Consider the following 17,978-nt stretch of genomic DNA (forward strand, 5'->3'; position numbering starts at 1 on the left):
TGAATCACATATAACAAAGACAAGGTTTACTATGCAAAAAAATTCTCGTGCTCAAATCCAGTATTCTTGCGGGTCACTCTCATACCAACAAAATGGCGGATTATTTTATAGGACAATGGCGGAAAAATCATGCAGATGATGCGATTACGGTCCGTGATCTCAGCGCAAACCCGGTTCCGGTGCTTGATAATGAAATCATTTCCGGCATGAATGTTCCGGCGGGCGGAACCTTAACAGCACATCAGTTATCCGCCAATGCATTACAAGCGGAACTGATAGATGAGCTATTTGCCCATGATGTCATTGTATTCACAGCGCCAATGTATAACTTTACCATACCCACTCAACTGAAAACCTGGCTGGATTTTATCGCCTCTGCCGGTAAAACGTTCCGCTATACCGAAAACGGTGCCGAAGGTTTAGTGCTGGGTAAGCGCGCTATTGTACTGACTGCGCGCGGCGGTTTCCACCGTGATCAGACATCTGACTTAATTGTGCCGTTTATGAAACAGTTCCTGGGCTTTATCGGGATCAATGAAATTGAATTCATTTTTGCCGAAGGTGTGGCAATGGGTGAAGAGTCTGCGGATAAAGCGCAGTGTGATGCCCGCCTGTGTGTTGAACAACTGTGTTGAGCAGTTGTCCGTCTGATGACTGATTAATACCCGAATTAATACAGCAGCGGACTATTTACGAGGTTTTGCTGCTGTATATTATCTATTCTTTCTTCAGCCACTGCCCGTTAATGCCAAGGACATACTCCCCTTTTGGTGCGCGGGTAACCAGTTTTTGTCCGGCAATTTTTGCCACTTCATCGGCTTTCATCCGGTTGCCCTGTGCCAGTTCACTGTATTTTTGTGATCGGGCGGCATTAATCTCTTTTACCAGGTTTTTGACATCATCCCGTGAGGCCGCACGGTCAACCGGCGCAATATAGCCGCTGAAGGTTTCACCCGCCAGTCCCTGTTGCTTTGCGTCATCCAGTGTCAGCGCAAATGCTGAGCTGCTGACCATCAGAGTCAGTGCTGCCGCGCCCGTACGGAATTTCCCTGCTTTAAATAATGTGCTCATTATTCACCTCAAAAAATAGCTGAATTACTCTTCAGCAGATCTTCTACCTGACGGTCAATTTTGACATTAATTTCATGCTCTATTTTGACATTCATATTGATATCAATAGGTTTATCCGGAGTTGCAACTTCGACCCGCAAACATCCGCCCAGTGATATAATCATTAACGGCAATATCGCCCCTGCCATCCAGTTTTTCATTCTTACTCCGTCGGATTTGATTCTTGCTGCTGTGAAATTGTTTTTTCCAGCCAGGCTTCCAGATTGCTGCCAAAACTCAGGCTGCGCCATAACTGAAACACATTTTCTTCATGATTGTAATTAAGATTCACCACACGCCGGGCGTCCAGCACCGGATTGTAGCCGGAGATAACCGAACGCATGGTCAGTACTCCTAAATTTGTCAGGTTAATATCGGTACGCACCCGTTTCATCACCAGATAATCCAGCCAATTGATAGCCGTGCCTGCTGAGAGGTTATTCTCACTGACTGACGAGACAAACTGATTATCCAGATTCAATGTCAGCGGGTCATCATTCTCAACCCAGCCGTTACGGACAATCCACTGCGGGTTATCAATATAAAATGGTAGTTCGCCGCTGATACTGCCTTCCAGAGCAAACTGTGTCACCTTGAGCGTATTAATCAGCGGTCCGGTGGACAGTTTATCCAGGCGTATCACGGCGGCCTCTTTCTGCGGCACAGATAATGATGCCATCGTCACCTGTCCGCCCAGTAAATCCAGACTGATACCTGACAGCACCAGCGGATAACGATCACTGTACGGATAATAGCCCTGTAAATCTGCTTTAATATCGGTGACTTCAAATAAATTATTCACCCGCGCAATACGCAGTGTGACCGGTGTTTTGCTGCCGAGCTGCCAGCGGCTGTCAGCCAGACGCCACGGCAGTACAAAATCCACACCTTCAACTTCACCGTCTTTCAGCCACATGCTGCCTTGTTTTACCACCCAGTGACCACCGGCGACAAATCCCTGATCCGGCGCGGCAGAGAATGCCGCCTGCGCATAAAATTCCCCGTTGCGCAGTGTTATCCCTGAATCAGACGGAATGAGTGTCTGAAAGGCACGCAGATCCTGCTCCGGCCAGCGTGCTTCCCCCCGCAGGCGGGTGCCGTCCCAGCGGGTCCAATACTGTATCGGCCCGACATTTTTTCCGGCTGACAATGTACCTTTGACAGAAAAATTATGCGGATCACGCCCGGTCATCCGCATCACAAAAGTGGCGGATGGCAGATAGCTCTGGTCAATTTTGATTTTTTTTGTCGTCAGCTGAAATTGCCCGCTCAGGTCGGAGTTCTCTGCGTCACGCTGCCAGACAACCGGCGACAATAGTGTCAGCGCGGGGGACTCCATCGACATCATGCCGTAACGGATCCCCTTAAACCCCGTATCCAGCCGCCTTACCCTGATTTCATTATCTATCCAGGATCCGGCACCGGAAAATGTCCAGTCCGCACTCAGCGGTTTGACATTGCCTTTGCCCCAGACCTGCCAGTACCAGTGTCCGTTATCAGGTAAAAATTCCCGCGCCTGACCTTTCATCTGAAAACGGTAGCGTCCCAGTTCAGGGTTATTGATGGTCACAATCGCATCCAGCGGACCGGAAATTCCCACCTGCGAAAGCCGTGTTCCCGCCAGCGGCAGGCGCAGTTCTTCCACCTGCAATGTCGGACTGAGCTGCCCGCGGGCGCGGATCAGGGCACCGGAGCTGATGCGTATCACCGGATCGGACAGCGTGCCGGTCAATACTGCCGGAAGCCGTCCCGCCGCCCACATATCCTGACTGTTGACCTGACCGGCAAGCTCAAACGGGATCTCAAACCCGGTCAGTGACAGCCCGGTCTCCGGTAATTGCAATACAACGGTGCCTTTGCCGCGCTTTCCCTGTGTGACCACAGAAACCCGCGCAGTAAGGCGCATATCCGTTATTGTTTTCTGCCAGTTACTCAGGGTTCCACTCAATGTTCCCCGCAAAGGTTGTTCTGCTTTATCCCAGCGCCATTCTCCATCCGTGATTGTGACGGTTTCCCCTGTAGCCGCCCAGGGAAGGCTCAGTAACAGCGTTTCGCTGTCTGTTTCGCGCAGAGTCAGCGTTCCCTGCTTTCCCTGCCAGTCAAATGTCAGTACCAGCGGTAGTGTCCGGGACGGGCTGACAATACCCGCCTGCAATTGCCCCTGTTCCGGTAGTGTTGCTGTATTGCCCGGCAATGTCAGACTGCCGGTGAGAGACAATTTATCATCACCGGCAGCTATATTTAATTGTGACACCGTCACACTCTGATCAGGGTTAACAGTAAGTTCGGTCTGAATATTCTTTCCCTGATACGACACATGCTGCCCCGCAGCCCCGGACGTGGTCAGGCTCAGGCTGCCCTGATAATCAGGTACAGAGGTAATAAGGACATTGTCTATTGTCAGTGTGGCAGAAGGCAGTTGTGACAGCAGTGCAGCGATATTAACGGGTTCACTGTCCGGCTGATCCGCAGATGCAGGCAGTGTCTGTAGACATTCGGTATCACCGGTCAGCCCGGCGGCATCAATCTGCCAAAGCCCGGCGCGGCTGTAGCGGACAGAAAGGTTATGTCCGCCAGCCAATGTGCAGCGGGTTCCTTTTAGTGCCCAGTCTGTAATCTGTATCCCGCGTCCGCGAAGCTCAGGCTGAGAAAGTGACAACGTCACGCCATCCGGCAGATACGGCTTTACGACTACGGGGAGCCAGCGGGGTAATGTCAGCCAGACAACCGGTATTATCATCAACAACAAGACGGATAATACCACCAGCACTTTCAGTAATTTTTTCATGCGCCTTACCGGGTTAATTATGCGGTTTTCCCGGGCGTCAGCCGGAAAACCGCATTGGCTGCGTACAGTTACGTGAAGTTCGCGTTATACTGTACCGCAACAGATTCAATTATTTCTGAACTAAGGAACCGCCCTATTTTGTCAGGGCTATCCGGTTTAGTGTAGCGATTTATTTTAGCGGAGGAGTCCCGGATGAAAATTGTCAGTTACAGTACCAAACATTACGACCGCAAACACATGGATTTGGTGAATCAGGATCCGCGTTTTCAGTATGATATCGAATATTTTGATTTTCCGCTGACACAACAAACTGCCAAGAATGCCGTGGGTGCCGATGCGGTCTGTATTTTTGTTAATGATGACGCTAACCGGGACGTATTGCAGGAACTGGCTGATCTTGATATCCGTATCCTGGCGCTGCGCTGCGCCGGGTTTAATAATGTTGACCTTGCCGCCGCGCAGGAACTGGGTATACAGGTTGTCCGCGTACCCGCCTATTCACCGGAAGCGGTTGCTGAACATGCGGTTGGTATGATGCTGAGCCTGAACCGCCGCATTCACCGCGCTTACCAGCGCACCAGGGATGCTAATTTCTCACTCGAAGGTCTGACCGGCTTTAATATGCATAACCGCACAGCAGGCGTTATAGGTACAGGTAAGATTGGTCTTGCGCTGCTGCGGATTTTAAAAGGATTCGGGATGAAGCTGCTGGTATCAGATCCTTACCCTAACCAGGCGGCGCTGGATTTGGGCGCGGAGTATGTGGATCTGAATACGTTATTTGCCAACGCTGATGTTATCTCACTCCACTGCCCGCTGACCCCGGAAAATCATCACCTGCTGGATAAGCAGGTCTTTAATAAAATGAAAGATGGCGTGATGATAATCAATACCAGCCGTGGTGCGTTAATTGACTCGGCGGCTGCGATTGATGCCCTCAAGCAACAGAAAATCGGGGCGCTGGGTATGGATGTTTATGAGAATGAGCGTGATTTATTCTTTGAAGATAAGTCAAATGATGTCATTCAGGATGATATTTTCCGCCGCCTCTCCTCCTGCCACAATGTACTGTTTACCGGCCATCAGGCATTTCTGACAGAAGAAGCACTCCTGAGTATCAGTGAAACTACACTGGATAATATTACTCAACTTCATAATAATGAAACATCTTGTAACCTTGTGTTACAAAATCAGTGATGATTATATAGTTTATTACAATTTAACCCGGGGTTTTCATCTCCGTCTCCGGGTCTTTACTTATAAAGTAAATTAATAAACATAAGCTTAGCTTAACTACATAGGTTTTATCTTAATTTTGCCCGTACTCATTTTTGGTGCTAACATTTGTTTCAGTCATCCGATGAGTTTCTGCATATACTCTGTGACGACAACCAAAGCATCTGTATTGCAATGATCACGTTAATCTCTGTTTAATCCGTCAATATGACGGTGGATTTATTTTATATAAAAAAAAAGCCCCGAAACGGGGCGGACAGGATATAGATATTGAGTAATGTATTTTTGTTTTTATGACTGCATTATAAATCACACTTAATAAACCAATCCTAAATAAAACAGTGACAAATAGCAGATTACTTTTTCTGTCGTATCTCTTTATTTGTTATGTTTTCGTTTATATTTATTGATGTATTATCTTCGCCATGAAGTAAGACACAGCAACCGGATATCGTAATTAACTTTAAATACCATTCGTGATGTTATTAAACGAAGAGTATCTCATTAACTAAAAAGAGAACCTTCGTTTAGTATCGAATAATAGAGAGTAAAAAAAATATGTCTAAGTTAACCCGTTTAGTTTTAGTGGCAGGCATTGCACTGTCTTTTGTTGCACACAGCGAAACACAAGGCCAGCAAGGTGGTACTATATCATTCCAGGGCGCACTGGTTGAATCACCTTGTTCTTATAATATTTCAGGTGGCAATATTAATACCGAGTGTCACCGCTCAGGTCAGACTGAACCCTATAATGGTAAAATGCAGGCAGGAAATAATTTCAAAGGCACGTTACTTCCGGACCACATTGGTGAAACCAAGGTAATGCCACTGCCGACAGATCCTGATAAGTACATCGTCACACTAAGCTATCGTTAATACCGGCAAAGATATACACAACAGCAAATACAATAATAAAATAACAACGTTATATTTAATATATGATTACCCCAGCTTTATGCTGATAATAAATAAAGTAATACAGACGCAATCAGGCACCTTCGGGTGTCTTTTTTTTTATTACTGCATGATGTTCCTTTACTGTCTGCCGGATAGTAAAGGAACATATCAGAATGCAATATTTGCTATATCGGAAAGATGATAGCAAATAGTCAGATTTCACCTTATGGTCTGACTACAGGTAAAATGATATCGTTACATATAGTTAAATATATTTAACCATATTAATGAAAACAGGATGTTTACACTAAGGGATTATACCGATAATGACAGATACCACGACGACACTGTTACAGCAGTTACAAACTGCCGCAGAGAAGATGAATATCGGTTTTTCGTCTGTGTCATTTACCCGCGATGAATTAACAGAACTGGCACATGCCCTGTCAGTTGTCTCCGCAAAACCTGCCGCTGCACTAATTATCACAACCTGCGAATCCGGTGCTGTCAGCCATGCCATTAATTATGGCTGGAATGCGGATGATAAACAGATGACAGAGCAACAAGGCGGGAACTATATTGCCCTGTTCCGCCATGATTCGATATCTGACTGATAGTATATTCAGCCGATTTTTTATGAAAATCCCAGCAGAAACAATTTCCTCTGCCGGGAAATAAAGTGGTTTATTATTTACCAGCCAGCGCTCGCGGGAATAGTAAATTATTTTCCAGGCTGATGTGTTCCATTAAATCATCGATAAACGTATTGATCCCGTTATACAGTACCCGCCAGGTCGTGCAGGCATCTTCCGGTGGCGTGACATTTTTAGTGATAAATTTAATCACTTCCACAATATCACCAGCAGCATCATGCTCTGCTTCCATCACCTGAATAGGCCCCGCCGCCTGTTGCCCCATACCATTACAAATCAGCGGAAACAAAATCTGCTCCTCTTTCATCATGTGACTGGTCAGTTCTTCATGCAATGCGGTCAGTTGCCGGGTCAGCCCTTTCGGTACACTGGCTTTCGCAGCATGCACCCGCTCCACTTTTTCTGCCTGTAAAATCAGTTCCGGCAGTTGTGCGCGGTGACGGTCATGATAACGACTGACGATAAACGCAATAATGTCGCTCAGCGGCGCAGTCCGCCAATCCTGAACCAGTGCGTCATCTTTCAGGGCAAGCAGTGCCTGCTCTATTTCATCAATATTTAATGCTTTCTTTTCTGCGGATTTTTCCAGCGTGCGTTTGCCTCCGCAGCAAAAATCCAGGTCATAACGGCGGAAAACGGCTGATGCGCCATTAATAGAGAGTGCGAGTTCGCCTAATGTTTTTTCACGTAATGTCATTTTTTGCCCCGGGATTCAGTTTGTTTTAATTAGTAACGCCATAATTTATGACTGCGGTAACTGGCGCAGCAAGGTAAAAGCATCGCTCAGCCGGGACTCTGTTACCGCAAATGCATGCAGATTTCCGGTGGTATCATGCCCTTTTGCTGTCATTCCTGTGCTGCTGATATCAATCGTCCATTGCAGATCCGGATGATGAAAATTCCCTGCCAGCTGAACCGGCATATCCGGGGTTTTTATCCGGATAAGCATCGGCGGCAGAACCAATGTTCCCTGCTCACCCGTCAGATTTTTTGCCAGCCTGACGGCGCTGAGCATAATGGGTTGCAGAAATTGCAGTACCTGTCCGTCGATTTCGGCACAATCCCCCAGCGCGTAAATATCTGGGTGTGAAGTACGCAATGTCCGGTCAACCACAATACCGCGCCGGGTGTCCAGTCCCGCCATTTTTGCCAGGCTGATATTCGGTTGCAGACCGGTGGCGGCGATCACCACATCTGCACGGGTCACACAGTCATGGTCAAATACGGCACAAATTCCGTCTGCATCTGATGTCAGTGATTGTAATTGTGCCCGGTTCAGTACCCGGACCCCGGCTTGCGCCAGCGAATGCTGCAAACGGCTGCTGAGCTCTGCCGGCATCAGGGAGGATAAAATACTGCCCGCCATATCTGCCAGGGTAACGATTTTACCGGCACGGCAGAAATCCATCGCCAGTTCAGTGCCGACAAGCCCGCTGCCCAAAATCAGCACCCGCTGTGCCTGCCGGATCTGCGCTTCATGAGCCTGATACTCTTCACGGCTGTTCAGAGTCAGCATCAGAGAGGAGCCTTCAACCGGCGGGCGGTAAGGTGTTGCACCGGTCGCCAGCACCAGTTTGTCATAGTTCCATTGCTGATTATGGCTGCTGACACTATGCTGCTGCGCATCAATTCCGCTGATCCGGGTATGCGGAAACAGCCGCACATTAAATTGCTCTGCAAATTCATCCGCTGACTGGCGGGTGAGATCTGCCGCGCTCTGGTTCTGGCTTATCACATGGCTCAAATCAGGTTTGTTATATTCATCAATACTGTCCGCTGAAATAACAGTGAGCGGCACCTGACTGTCAGACTTGCGAATATTTTTCACCAGTTGGCGGGCAGCAAAGCCCCCGCCGATAATCACAATGCCTGCGCTCATGCCGCCTCCGATGCCAGAACATCAAAAACATCTTTACCGAGAGAACATTCAGGACACAGGAAGCCATCCCGCACACAAGACCATGGTGTACCCGGTTCAACACCCTGTAACGGCTCACCTTTCAGCGGATCGTATATCCACTGGCAGACACTGCACTGCATACACGGACCCAAATTTTGCTCCGCAGGTTCAGTAACCGAGTTAGTGACAGTGTCACTTGTGGTTTTATTGCCTGCATTATTATCTGTATCATTTACCGCCGGTGCAGCCGGGGATGTTGCCACAACCGGTGCCGGTTTTGGTGCTGCCGGTCTTGTCACCGCAGGTAATGTATCCGTAGCCCACTGCCGTGCCACATCACGCCCGTACTGACGACAAACTTCCAGCGTATCCATATCCGGGCGCCATTTGGCTTTCAGCGCAATGGAGGTTTCAAACCCGGCATCCATCAGGCGGGTTTGTACGCGGTCAACCGCGCCGCCGTTCCAGCCGTAACTGCCGAATGCCGCCGCTTTTTTGTTACGAAAGCGCAGACCGGTCAATTCTTCCAATATTGCCGCCACTTTCGGCATCATCACATTATTCATGGTGGATGAGCCCGCCAACACACCTTTTGAACGGAACACATTGGTAATAATGTCGTTTTTATCGCTGCGGGCGACATTAAAGATTTTCACCATCACATTCGGGTCAGTTTCATTAATACCCTGTGCGATAGCATCTGCCATCATGCGGGTATTGTTGGACATGGTGTCGTAAAAAATAGTGATGCGGTCTTCCTGATAATCTGCCGCCCATTTCAGATACCACTCCACAATTTGTGTCGGGTTATCACGCCAGACCACACCGTGCGACGTGGCGATCATATCCACCGGCAGATTGAATCCCAGTATTTCAGTGATTTTCGGCGTGACCAGACGGCTGAACGGTGTCAGGATATTGGCATAATAGCGCTGGCATTGATCAAACAGCTCAGTCTGATCCACTTCATCATTAAACAGGCGCTCATCACAATAGTGCTGACCAAAGGCATCATTACTGAATAAAATCGCGTCACCGGTCAGATAAGACATCATGCTGTCCGGCCAGTGCAGCATCGGGGTTTCGACAAAAATCAGCTGCTTGCCATTGCCGATATCCAGAGTGTCTCCGGTTTTTACCACATTGAAATTCCATTCAGGGTGGTGATGATGCCCGTTAATGGAATCAATCGCATTTTCAGTACAGTAAATCGGCGTGTCCGGAATATGACTCATCAGCTCAGTCAGCGCACCGGCGTGATCTTCTTCTGCATGGTTAATTACAATGTAATCAATGTCATTGAGGTCAATTTGTGTTTGCAGATGCTGCACAAACTCCCGGCTGAATTTATGATCGACCGTGTCAATCAGCACATTTTTTTTCTTCACGGATGAGATAGCTGTTATAGCTGCTGCCCAGCAATGTTTTATATTCTGTCCCGTGAAAATCACGCACTTCCCAGTCACGTTGTCCGACCCAGTGAACATTGTTTTTTACATGAATAGCCATTTGATTTTTACCTTCTGTTTTTATGCTTCGTTGTACAGAGATAATCAATTTGCGTGCCAACTTTTATTTTGTTGATTTTAAACGTATTTTAAATTTGATATAAAAAATCAATGTCAAAATGACTGTCCATTTCATTGTCAATATGACATTGTGTTGTCATATTGACAGCGGAGGAAAGCATGGGATTTTCAGTTGAAGTATTAACCGGTATTGCTATTGCATTGCAGCGGGATATTGGTCACAGGGATCGTTTCCAGCGGCTGATCGCCACTCTGCGCCATGTGCTCAAATGTGATGCCGCCGCCCTGTTGCACTATGAGCCGCATCAGTTTATCCCGCTGGCGATAGACGGATTGTCGCAGGATGTTTTGGGTCGCCGCTTTGCCCTGGATGCACATCCCCGCCTGGAAGCCATTGCCCGCGCAGGGGATATTGTCCGTTTCCCGGCGGACAGCCATTTACCCGATCCTTACGACGGGCTTATCCCCGACCATATTCATCTGAAAGTCCATGCCTGTGTCGGGCTGCCGCTGTTTGCCGGGCAAAATCTTATCGGCGCACTGACTCTTGATGGTCTGCTGCCGGATCAGTTTGATGATTTCAGTGACGAAGAATTACGCCTGATCGCCGCCCTTACCGCCGGGGCATTAAATAATGCCTTACTGATTGGTCAGTTAGAGAGCCAGCAACTGGCATTCAGCCCGTCCGCCGGTATCGCCACAGGAACACAGACCGGAAAAACCGATATTATCGGGCTTTCTGACTGCATGTTGCAGTTAAAGAAAGAAATTACCATTGTCGCGGGCGCTGAGATGAATGTCCTGATCAGCGGCGAAACCGGGACCGGGAAAGAACTGGTGGTGCAATCCATCCATGAATTATCTGCCCGACGGGAAAACCCGCTGGTTTATCTCAACTGTGCCGCACTGCCGGAAACGGTCGCGGAAAGTGAACTGTTCGGTCACGTAAAAGGCGCATTTACCGGGGCTATCAGCAACCGCAGCGGAAAATTTGAAATGGCGGATAACGGCACCCTGTTCCTGGATGAAATCGGCGAACTCTCCCCTGCATTGCAGGCAAAATTGCTGCGGGTATTGCAGTACGGTGATATTCAGCGCGTGGGTGACGATCGCCCGCTGCGGGTGAATGTCCGTGTACTGGCAGCAACCAACCGCGATTTGCGGGCAGAAGTTGCCGCCGGGAATTTCCGCGCGGATCTGTTTCACCGGCTGAGTATTTTTCCGCTTCAGGTGCCGCCGCTGCGTGACAGGAAAGAGGATGTTCTGCTGCTGACCGGCTATTTCTGTGAGCGCTACCGCCTGACATTTAATCTGCCGCAGGTCGTGATAAGCCCGGCGCTGCGCTGCGCACTGCTGCATTTGCCGCTGGCCGGGCAATGTGCGGGAGCTGGAGCATGCCATTCACCGCGCGATTGTCCTCGCCCGTGCGACCGGCAACAGTGATGAAATCCTCTTGTTACCTCATCATTTTGAATCGGGAAATGCACCACAAACGCCGGAGCCGGAGACAACGCCTGATATTACAGAGCAGGATCTGCGCAGTGCAACAGATACCTTTCAGACCGGGCTTATCCGCGACACACTTACCCGCTGTGATAACAGCTGGGCGGCAACCGCCCGCGCGCTGGGAATTGATGCCGGAAATCTGCACCGGCTGGCACGCCGCCTGGAACTAAAATAACCCTTATACCCAACGTCATTCAAGATGCAGGCAGGCGGCAAGGGAAGACAGACGGGGAGCATACATTAGTATGTGACCCGGCGGGCGTTGTGCCGCCAACGAACCTGCAGTTTGAATGAATAAGGGTATATCCGCCATTTTTGACAAATGTCATAGGATGACACCCATTCCCTGCACTATGTTATGCCCTCAAATAAAAATGAGAATCATTTCCATAACGAGGTCAGGGATAATGCAGATAATAAAAAACCGCCGCAGGCTGACACACTGTCTTGCGCTTACACTCAGTACCGCCGCACCGGCAGCCGTTGTTCATGCTGCCGCCACAGACACCCCGGCGGATACGCTTATCGTCACCGCCCCGCGCCAGAGTACGACAGCGCCCGGTGTACAACAGGAAAAAGAGAAACTGGAGAGTGTCGCGGGCGGCACCAATCTGGTGATCGTTGAAAAAGATACGCGCCTTGCCACATTGCATGATGCGCTGGATTATCAGCCCGGCGTACTGGTGCAAAACTTTTTCGGCGGTATTGATCAGCCCCGCCTGAATATCCGTGGCTCCGGTGTGCAGAGCGCCCCGCTGGCACGCGGTATTTTACTTATGCAGGACGGACTGCCGGTGACAGATGCGGACGGTAGTTTCCATATCAGCACCCTGGAAATGCGGGATGCCCGGATGATCAGTGTGCGGCGCGGCGCAAACAGTCTTAATCCGCAAAGTAACACCCTGGGCGGCGAGCTGGATCTTATCTCTTATACCGGACGCGATGAACAGGGACGGCTGCGCTATGAGTACGGCTCTTACGGGCGTGAAGGTCTGCAAACTGCCTTTGGCGGTGTTTCTGATGACGGCAAATTCGACGGGCGCATCAATTTCACTTACGACCATTTTGACGGCTACCGCAAGCATTCATCTTCACAGCGCAAAACGGTGCGCACTAATTTCGGTTATGTCGGGGATAATGTTGAAAACCGGACCTGGCTGAGCTGGACTGATCTGCGCTTTGATGTGGCGGGTCCCGTTTCTGAAGCCGTACTGGACAGTGATCCGACTGAAGTCTATCCGATGGTCTGGCTGCGCGACCCACACCGCAATGTTGAACAGCTCCGGGTTGCCAACCGCACAGACTGGCAGATGGATAATCAGCACATCAGTGCCGGGGTCTGGTATATCCGCACACATGATAATTTTACCACCCCGGCTTACTATCGTTTCAGTCAGAGCCACAGCGAAGGTGCGCAACTGACCTGGCAGATGGAAACAGATCCTGTGACCTGGCGCGCAGCACTGGCGGCGGATCATATGGGGCTGGATACAAATCTGATGCAGAACCGGCGCGGTACGCCGATGGATAAAACCCCTATCGGAAAATTTGACGGGCGCGCAGATAATATTTATGCCTCCGCCGGTACCGGTATTCATCTGACCCCGGAACTGACACTGAACCTGGATATAAAATCCACTCACGCCCGCCGGGATGTTGAAAAACGCAGCGGCACCGATACGCTGGATCAAAGCTGGACATTCTGGACACCAAAAGCCGGGGTTATCTGGCATCCGGCTGATAATCAGCGCTGGTTTGCCAACATCAGCGCCAGTCAGGAGCCCGCCACCTTCCATGAAATTATCAATTCATCAGACGGCAAGCTGACAAAACTCGATCCACAGAAAGGCATTACATTTGAAATCGGCGGTGACGGTGACTTCACAGAACAACTGAAATGGAATGTGGCGCTGTACCGCAGCATCATCAAAGATGAATACATCACCACATATGATACCGAAGGCAATATCACCGGCGTCTTTAACTATGCCGCCAAAACCCGCCATCAGGGACTGGAAGCCGGGCTGAACGGCGTTATTGCGGCAGGACCCGGTGATGTGGAATATAAACTCGCCTGGACCTGGAATGATTTCCGCTTTATGGGCGGTGAATACAACGGCAATTATATTGCGGGGATCCCACGTAATATGGTGTCAGCCGAAGTGATGTACCGCACCGGCAACTGGCGTTTCGGTCCGAATATTCACTGGGCACCGACTGATATGGCTGTCGATCACGAAAACCATCTTGATATTCAGAAACGCAAACATTATGCCGTGCTGGGTCTGAGAGGCAGCTATCAGCCTGCGGACAGTTGGTCACTCTATATGTCGCTGGATAACCTGACCAATGAGCACTACGCGACGACATCTGTGGCAAACCGCTCTGTGACTGCCAAAGACAGCACGCTTTTCCCTGGCATGGGCTTTAGTGTGAATGGTGGTGTTACCTATAATTTCTGATTTATACTCGTCATACTTCAGGATGCCCGGGTGTTGACTTCAGGCATCCTGACTTATTTAGAGTATGAATTATTTAGAGTATGAATTATTTAGAGTATGAATTATTTAGAGTATCTGGTTTTTGATTATCCGCGCTTCTGCCAAAAAATATCAGAACGGGCGCTGTGAGGGCGTTGCCAGCTCTGCCAGATAGGATTCATTCGTTATCCGCACCGCATCTTTATCTATCCCGATAAACGCTTTCTGCCGCCAGCCGGAAAATAACCGGCTCAGGGTTTCATAGCGCACCCCCAGTTTTGTCGCCAGCTGCCCGCGCGATAACGGCAAAATAACACAGTCAGATTGCTGACACCGTTTCAGATCCAGCAGATACGCTGCCAACCTCTGCTCTGCCGAACTGGACGTCAGCCAGTCAATATGATTGATATTTTCATACAATTTAAGACTGAAACGGGAGAGTAGCTGCGCCATGATCGCCGGACAGGCGTGACACAGTTGCAAAATGGCGGATTTATCCAGCAACAGCGCCTCCCCGTCTGTCCGCGCCCGCAGACTCATCGGATACCGGTTGTGCGGCATAAATATCGCCGCAATAGCCACCAGCTCACCCGCCGTAAACATGCCGAACACTTTCTCTTCACCGGACCAGGTATGACGGAATACATCTATTTGTCCGGAAATAATAAGCGGGCATGCTTTTACCAACTCACCTTCGTGGTTAATCAATTCCCCTGCCGTAAACGCAAGATAACTGCTGTTTGCCAGCACCAGCGGCAGGGATTCATCCGAAACGGCCTGAAACAGCGGGCACGATCGGAGGATCGCCATTTGCCGCGCAGGGTAAACGGTATTTTTGACAAATGTCATAGGGCTTTCCTCTCAGTGCCGCCTAGAATGGATGCGATTATAAATGATAATAAATCGCATTATCAATTTAATTATTAAAAATAACTCCCGGATAACCTTATGATCATTAATGTTTTTAAGCTGACACCTGCTCTGCTGCTCATCTGCAGCACCGCGTATGCCGCACCTGACGCCGCAGTAAGCTTTACGGATATGTCACAGCAACCGGTTCAGTTAGCCGCACCGGCAGAGCGCATTGTCGTGATCCCTATCCCCGCCGCCTCCATGCTGGCGGGAGTGGATGAAAGCAGTCGCAAACTGGTCGGCATGCATCCGTTTGCCGGTGTTGCCGCCCGCGAGGGCATGCTCGGTGTGATGTTTCCGGATGTCTTGTCTGTGCGCAGTGATATGGTCGGTAATGATTTTGCGCCTAATGTTGAAGCCCTGCTCTCTGTTCAGCCGGATTTAGTCTGGCAATGGGGACACCGGGGTGACGATATTATTGCGCCGATGCGTAACGCCGGTCTGACAGTTGCAACGCTGGATTACGGCAAAGAAGCCTATACACAGGAATGGCTGACGCTGATGGGTAAAACCCTCGGTAAAAATGATAAAGTCGCCGGGCTTATCACCTGGCGCAATGAAGTTATTGCACAGCTGGAAAACAGTGTCGCGGCCATCCCCGAATCAGAACAACCCCGCGTGCTCTATCTCTCTCACTTTAAACAAAGTATTCAGACCTTTGGTGCGGCATCACATAACAATGCGGATTTTGCCCTTGCCGGGGGCATCAGTCTCAACCGCGACCTGACCGGTCCCCGCACCCTGAATATTGAGCAGATCCTGGTATGGGATCCGCAAATCATTCTGCTGGGTAACTTTGAAGCCGGACTTGCACCATCTGATATCTATAACAACCCGATGCTCAGTGACGTCACAGCGGTCAAAAATAAACGCGTCTATAAACTGCCGATCGGCGGGTTTATCTGGGATGCACCCAATCAGGAAACCCCGCTTTACTGGCAATGGCTGGCACAGATATTCCACCCTGAATCTGCCACATTCCCGTTACGTGATGAGATCCGCCTGCGCTATCAGCAGCTTTATAATTACACACTCAGTGAACAAGAGATCGACCGCATTCTGCACCTTGATCTTAACCGATCCGGACACGATTACCTGAGACTGATGGGGAAATCTGATGCGTAATCATTGGATCCTGCTCACCATCCTGTTGCTTGCCACGGTACTTACCGCTCTCTGTGCCGGGCGCTATTATGTCTCTTTCACCACCGTTTTGCAGATATTGTCCGACACCCTGACCGGACGCAACACCACCGGCGATTACAGCCGTACCGCTGAAAATGTGGTGCTGTATGTCCGTCTGCCGCGCATTTTGATCGCCGGATTAGCCGGTGCCGGGCTGGCTGTTGCCGGGGCGGCATTGCAGGGGATCTTCCGTAACCCGCTGGTTGGTCCGCAGATCATCGGCGTATCCTCCGGGGCTGCACTCGGTGGCGCACTGGCTCTGCTGCTCTTTTCATCCCTCTTTATTACGATCAGCTTTGCCTTTCTCGGCGGGCTTCTCGCCATTGTTCTGGTGTTTCTGCTGGGATTAAACCGCCACGGCAGCAGCCTGCTGATGCTGATCCTCGCCGGTGTCATTATCAATGCTTTTTTTGCCGCCCTTATTTCACTTATCACCTATTTCGCTGATCCGAATAATACCCTGCAAACCATTGTCTTCTGGCTGATGGGCAGTTTTGCGACCGCCACGTATCTGAAAGTCAGCGTGTTACTTCCGGTTGTGGTTATCGCGGGAGGGATTATTTTTGCTCTGCGTTTTCGCATCAACGTGCTCTCCCTGGGTGAAGAAAACGCACAGGCACTGGGATTACCGGTCACCGCAACCCGCTGGACAGTGCTGATTTGCGTGACATTAATTACCAGCGCCACTGTTGCGGTTTCCGGCACTATCGGCTGGGTCGGTCTGATTATCCCGCATATTGCGCGGCTGATAAGCGGACACGACCACCGCGTGCTTCTGCCTGCCAGTGCGCTGACAGGGGCGATTTATCTGATCGCCGTCGATACCCTCGCCCGCAGCATGACCAGTGCTGAAATCCCGCTGAGTGTGATAACTGCTCTGATCGGCGCACCTATTTTTGCCCTGCTCATTCACTCCATGAATAAAAAGGTAGCTGATTTATGATCCGCGTTAATCAGCTCAGCTATCACACCGGCCAGCGCCCGCTGTTTGATAAATTAACATTTAGTCAGCCGCAGGGCTCTGTCGCGGCGGTTCTCGGCCCGAACGGGCGCGGAAAAACCACGCTGCTGCGCCTGCTGCTTAATCTGCAAAAAGGGGCGACCGGCAACGTAAAACTGAATGCTCCGGCGGCATATGTCCCGCAACTCAGTGGTGCGCTGTTTAATTACTCCGTCCGTACCATGGTCAGTCTGGGACGTGTGCGCCACCTGCCCTGGTATGCCTCGCCTTCCCGGCATGACCATGACATTACCGATCAGGCGCTCGCCGACCTCGGGTTAACCCAGTTTGCAGACAAATCTTTCAATTTGCTCAGCGGCGGTGAAAAACAGATGGTGATGATTGCCCGCGCGCTGGCAGGAGAGCCGGAAATACTGATCCTCGACGAACCAACTTCCGCCCTCGATTTAGCCAATCAGGACACCGTGCTGTCTGTGCTGAAAATGCTGGCGACTAAGCGCGGAAAAACGATTTTATTCACCAGTCATTACCCGCAACACGCCCTGCATATTGCTGATTACTCATTACTTTTATTCAGCGGCACACAGGCACAGTTCGGGGACAGCAACAGTATGCTTACCGCTGAAAATCTTGAAAAATTGTACCAAATACCTGTGGCAGTCACACAGGTAGCATCTGAGAACCGGCAGACCTGCGGGGTTATCCCGCTGTTCCGCTGACAACAGCAACAACATTTAACTATACCCAACGTCATTCAGAATGCAGGAAGGCGGCAAGCTCCGACCGCCGGGGAGCATAGGTAAACTATGTGACCCGGCGGG

General features: G+C 50.1%; 14 protein-coding genes and 2 pseudogenes. 9 read left to right on the forward strand and 7 right to left on the reverse strand.

What is annotated here, in order from left to right; genetic code table 11:
- The first annotated feature begins 47 nt into the window (after window positions 1–47).
- Window positions 48–635: an FMN-dependent NADH-azoreductase gene (locus AYY16_RS04290; protein WP_328585661.1), complete on the forward strand. Its 588-nt coding sequence runs from the start codon at window positions 48–50 to the stop codon at window positions 633–635.
- Between the two features lie 82 nt (window positions 636–717).
- On the opposite strand, the gene AYY16_RS04295 is transcribed toward AYY16_RS04290, so the two are convergent.
- From AYY16_RS04295 to AYY16_RS04305, 3 genes are read right to left on the reverse strand one after another with little or no spacing between them, the layout of a single operon-like run.
- Window positions 718–1,071: a YdbL family probable chaperone protein gene (locus AYY16_RS04295; protein WP_067362500.1), complete on the reverse strand. Its 354-nt coding sequence runs from the start codon at window positions 1,069–1,071 to the stop codon at window positions 718–720.
- A gap of 8 nt (window positions 1,072–1,079) precedes the next feature.
- The gene (locus AYY16_RS04300) at window positions 1,080–1,271 is read right to left on the reverse strand and encodes a YnbE family lipoprotein (protein ID WP_067362503.1); all 192 of its coding nucleotides are present in this window, start codon (window positions 1,269–1,271) and stop codon (window positions 1,080–1,082) included.
- Between the two features lie 2 nt (window positions 1,272–1,273).
- Window positions 1,274–3,898, reverse strand: a complete 2,625-nt coding sequence (locus AYY16_RS04305; protein ID WP_067362505.1) for a YdbH family protein — start codon at window positions 3,896–3,898, stop codon at window positions 1,274–1,276.
- Between the two features lie 192 nt (window positions 3,899–4,090).
- Between AYY16_RS04305 and AYY16_RS04310 the strand changes: the two genes are divergently transcribed.
- The 3 genes from AYY16_RS04310 to AYY16_RS04320 all read left to right on the forward strand — a co-directional run bounded on the left by AYY16_RS04310 (window position 4,091) and on the right by AYY16_RS04320 (window position 6,645).
- The gene (locus tag AYY16_RS04310) at window positions 4,091–5,095 is read left to right on the forward strand and encodes a 2-hydroxyacid dehydrogenase (protein WP_067362507.1); all 1,005 of its coding nucleotides are present in this window, start codon (window positions 4,091–4,093) and stop codon (window positions 5,093–5,095) included.
- A 597-nt stretch (window positions 5,096–5,692) separates the two neighbouring features.
- Window positions 5,693–6,010, forward strand: a complete 318-nt coding sequence (locus tag AYY16_RS04315) for a type 1 fimbrial protein (protein WP_067362509.1) — start codon at window positions 5,693–5,695, stop codon at window positions 6,008–6,010.
- A 347-nt stretch (window positions 6,011–6,357) separates the two neighbouring features.
- Window positions 6,358–6,645 carry a hypothetical protein gene (locus AYY16_RS04320; protein WP_067362512.1) on the forward strand — a complete coding sequence of 96 codons (288 nt, stop codon included), beginning with the start codon at window positions 6,358–6,360 and terminating at the stop codon, window positions 6,643–6,645.
- Between the two features lie 73 nt (window positions 6,646–6,718).
- Here AYY16_RS04320 and ytfE read toward each other — a convergent pair whose 3' ends face one another.
- From ytfE to norV, 3 genes and pseudogenes are all read right to left on the reverse strand, one after another.
- Entirely contained in the window at window positions 6,719–7,381 is a 663-nt protein-coding gene (gene ytfE, locus AYY16_RS04325) for an iron-sulfur cluster repair protein YtfE (RefSeq protein ID WP_067362515.1), read from the reverse strand.
- A 45-nt stretch (window positions 7,382–7,426) separates the two neighbouring features.
- Window positions 7,427–8,563, reverse strand: a complete 1,137-nt coding sequence (gene norW, locus AYY16_RS04330; RefSeq protein WP_067362518.1) for an NADH:flavorubredoxin reductase NorW — start codon at window positions 8,561–8,563, stop codon at window positions 7,427–7,429.
- A pseudogene (gene norV, locus AYY16_RS04335) lies at window positions 8,560–10,093 on the reverse strand (anaerobic nitric oxide reductase flavorubredoxin). Before norV ends, norW begins: the two are co-directional and overlap by 4 nt.
- 179 nt (window positions 10,094–10,272) lie before the next feature.
- Between norV and norR the strand changes: the two are divergent.
- A pseudogene (norR, locus tag AYY16_RS04345) lies at window positions 10,273–11,794 on the forward strand (nitric oxide reductase transcriptional regulator NorR).
- Between the two features lie 232 nt (window positions 11,795–12,026).
- Window positions 12,027–14,081, forward strand: coding sequence for a TonB-dependent receptor family protein (locus AYY16_RS04350; RefSeq protein ID WP_067362527.1), 2,055 nt, complete (start codon window positions 12,027–12,029; stop codon window positions 14,079–14,081).
- 150 nt (window positions 14,082–14,231) lie between these two features.
- Here AYY16_RS04350 and AYY16_RS04355 read toward each other — a convergent pair whose 3' ends face one another.
- Entirely contained in the window at window positions 14,232–14,948 is a 717-nt protein-coding gene (locus AYY16_RS04355; RefSeq protein ID WP_067362530.1) for a Crp/Fnr family transcriptional regulator, read from the reverse strand.
- 99 nt (window positions 14,949–15,047) lie between these two features.
- Here AYY16_RS04355 and AYY16_RS04360 point away from each other — a divergent pair, with 99 nt between their 5' ends.
- From AYY16_RS04360 to AYY16_RS04370, 3 genes are read left to right on the forward strand one after another with little or no spacing between them, the layout of a single operon-like run.
- The gene (locus AYY16_RS04360; RefSeq protein ID WP_067362533.1) at window positions 15,048–16,136 is read left to right on the forward strand and encodes an ABC transporter substrate-binding protein; all 1,089 of its coding nucleotides are present in this window, start codon (window positions 15,048–15,050) and stop codon (window positions 16,134–16,136) included.
- Window positions 16,129–17,139, forward strand: a complete 1,011-nt coding sequence (locus AYY16_RS04365; RefSeq protein WP_067362536.1) for a FecCD family ABC transporter permease — start codon at window positions 16,129–16,131, stop codon at window positions 17,137–17,139. The genes AYY16_RS04360 and AYY16_RS04365 overlap by 8 nt, the downstream gene beginning before the upstream one ends.
- Window positions 17,136–17,876: an ABC transporter ATP-binding protein gene (locus tag AYY16_RS04370; protein WP_067362539.1), complete on the forward strand. Its 741-nt coding sequence runs from the start codon at window positions 17,136–17,138 to the stop codon at window positions 17,874–17,876. Before AYY16_RS04365 ends, AYY16_RS04370 begins: the two co-directional genes overlap by 4 nt.
- The last annotated feature ends 102 nt before the right edge of the window (window positions 17,877–17,978 follow it).

Origin of the sequence: Morganella psychrotolerans, from assembly GCF_001676155.1 — a bacterium.
Taxonomy (GTDB): Bacteria; Pseudomonadota; Gammaproteobacteria; order Enterobacterales; family Enterobacteriaceae; genus Morganella; species Morganella psychrotolerans.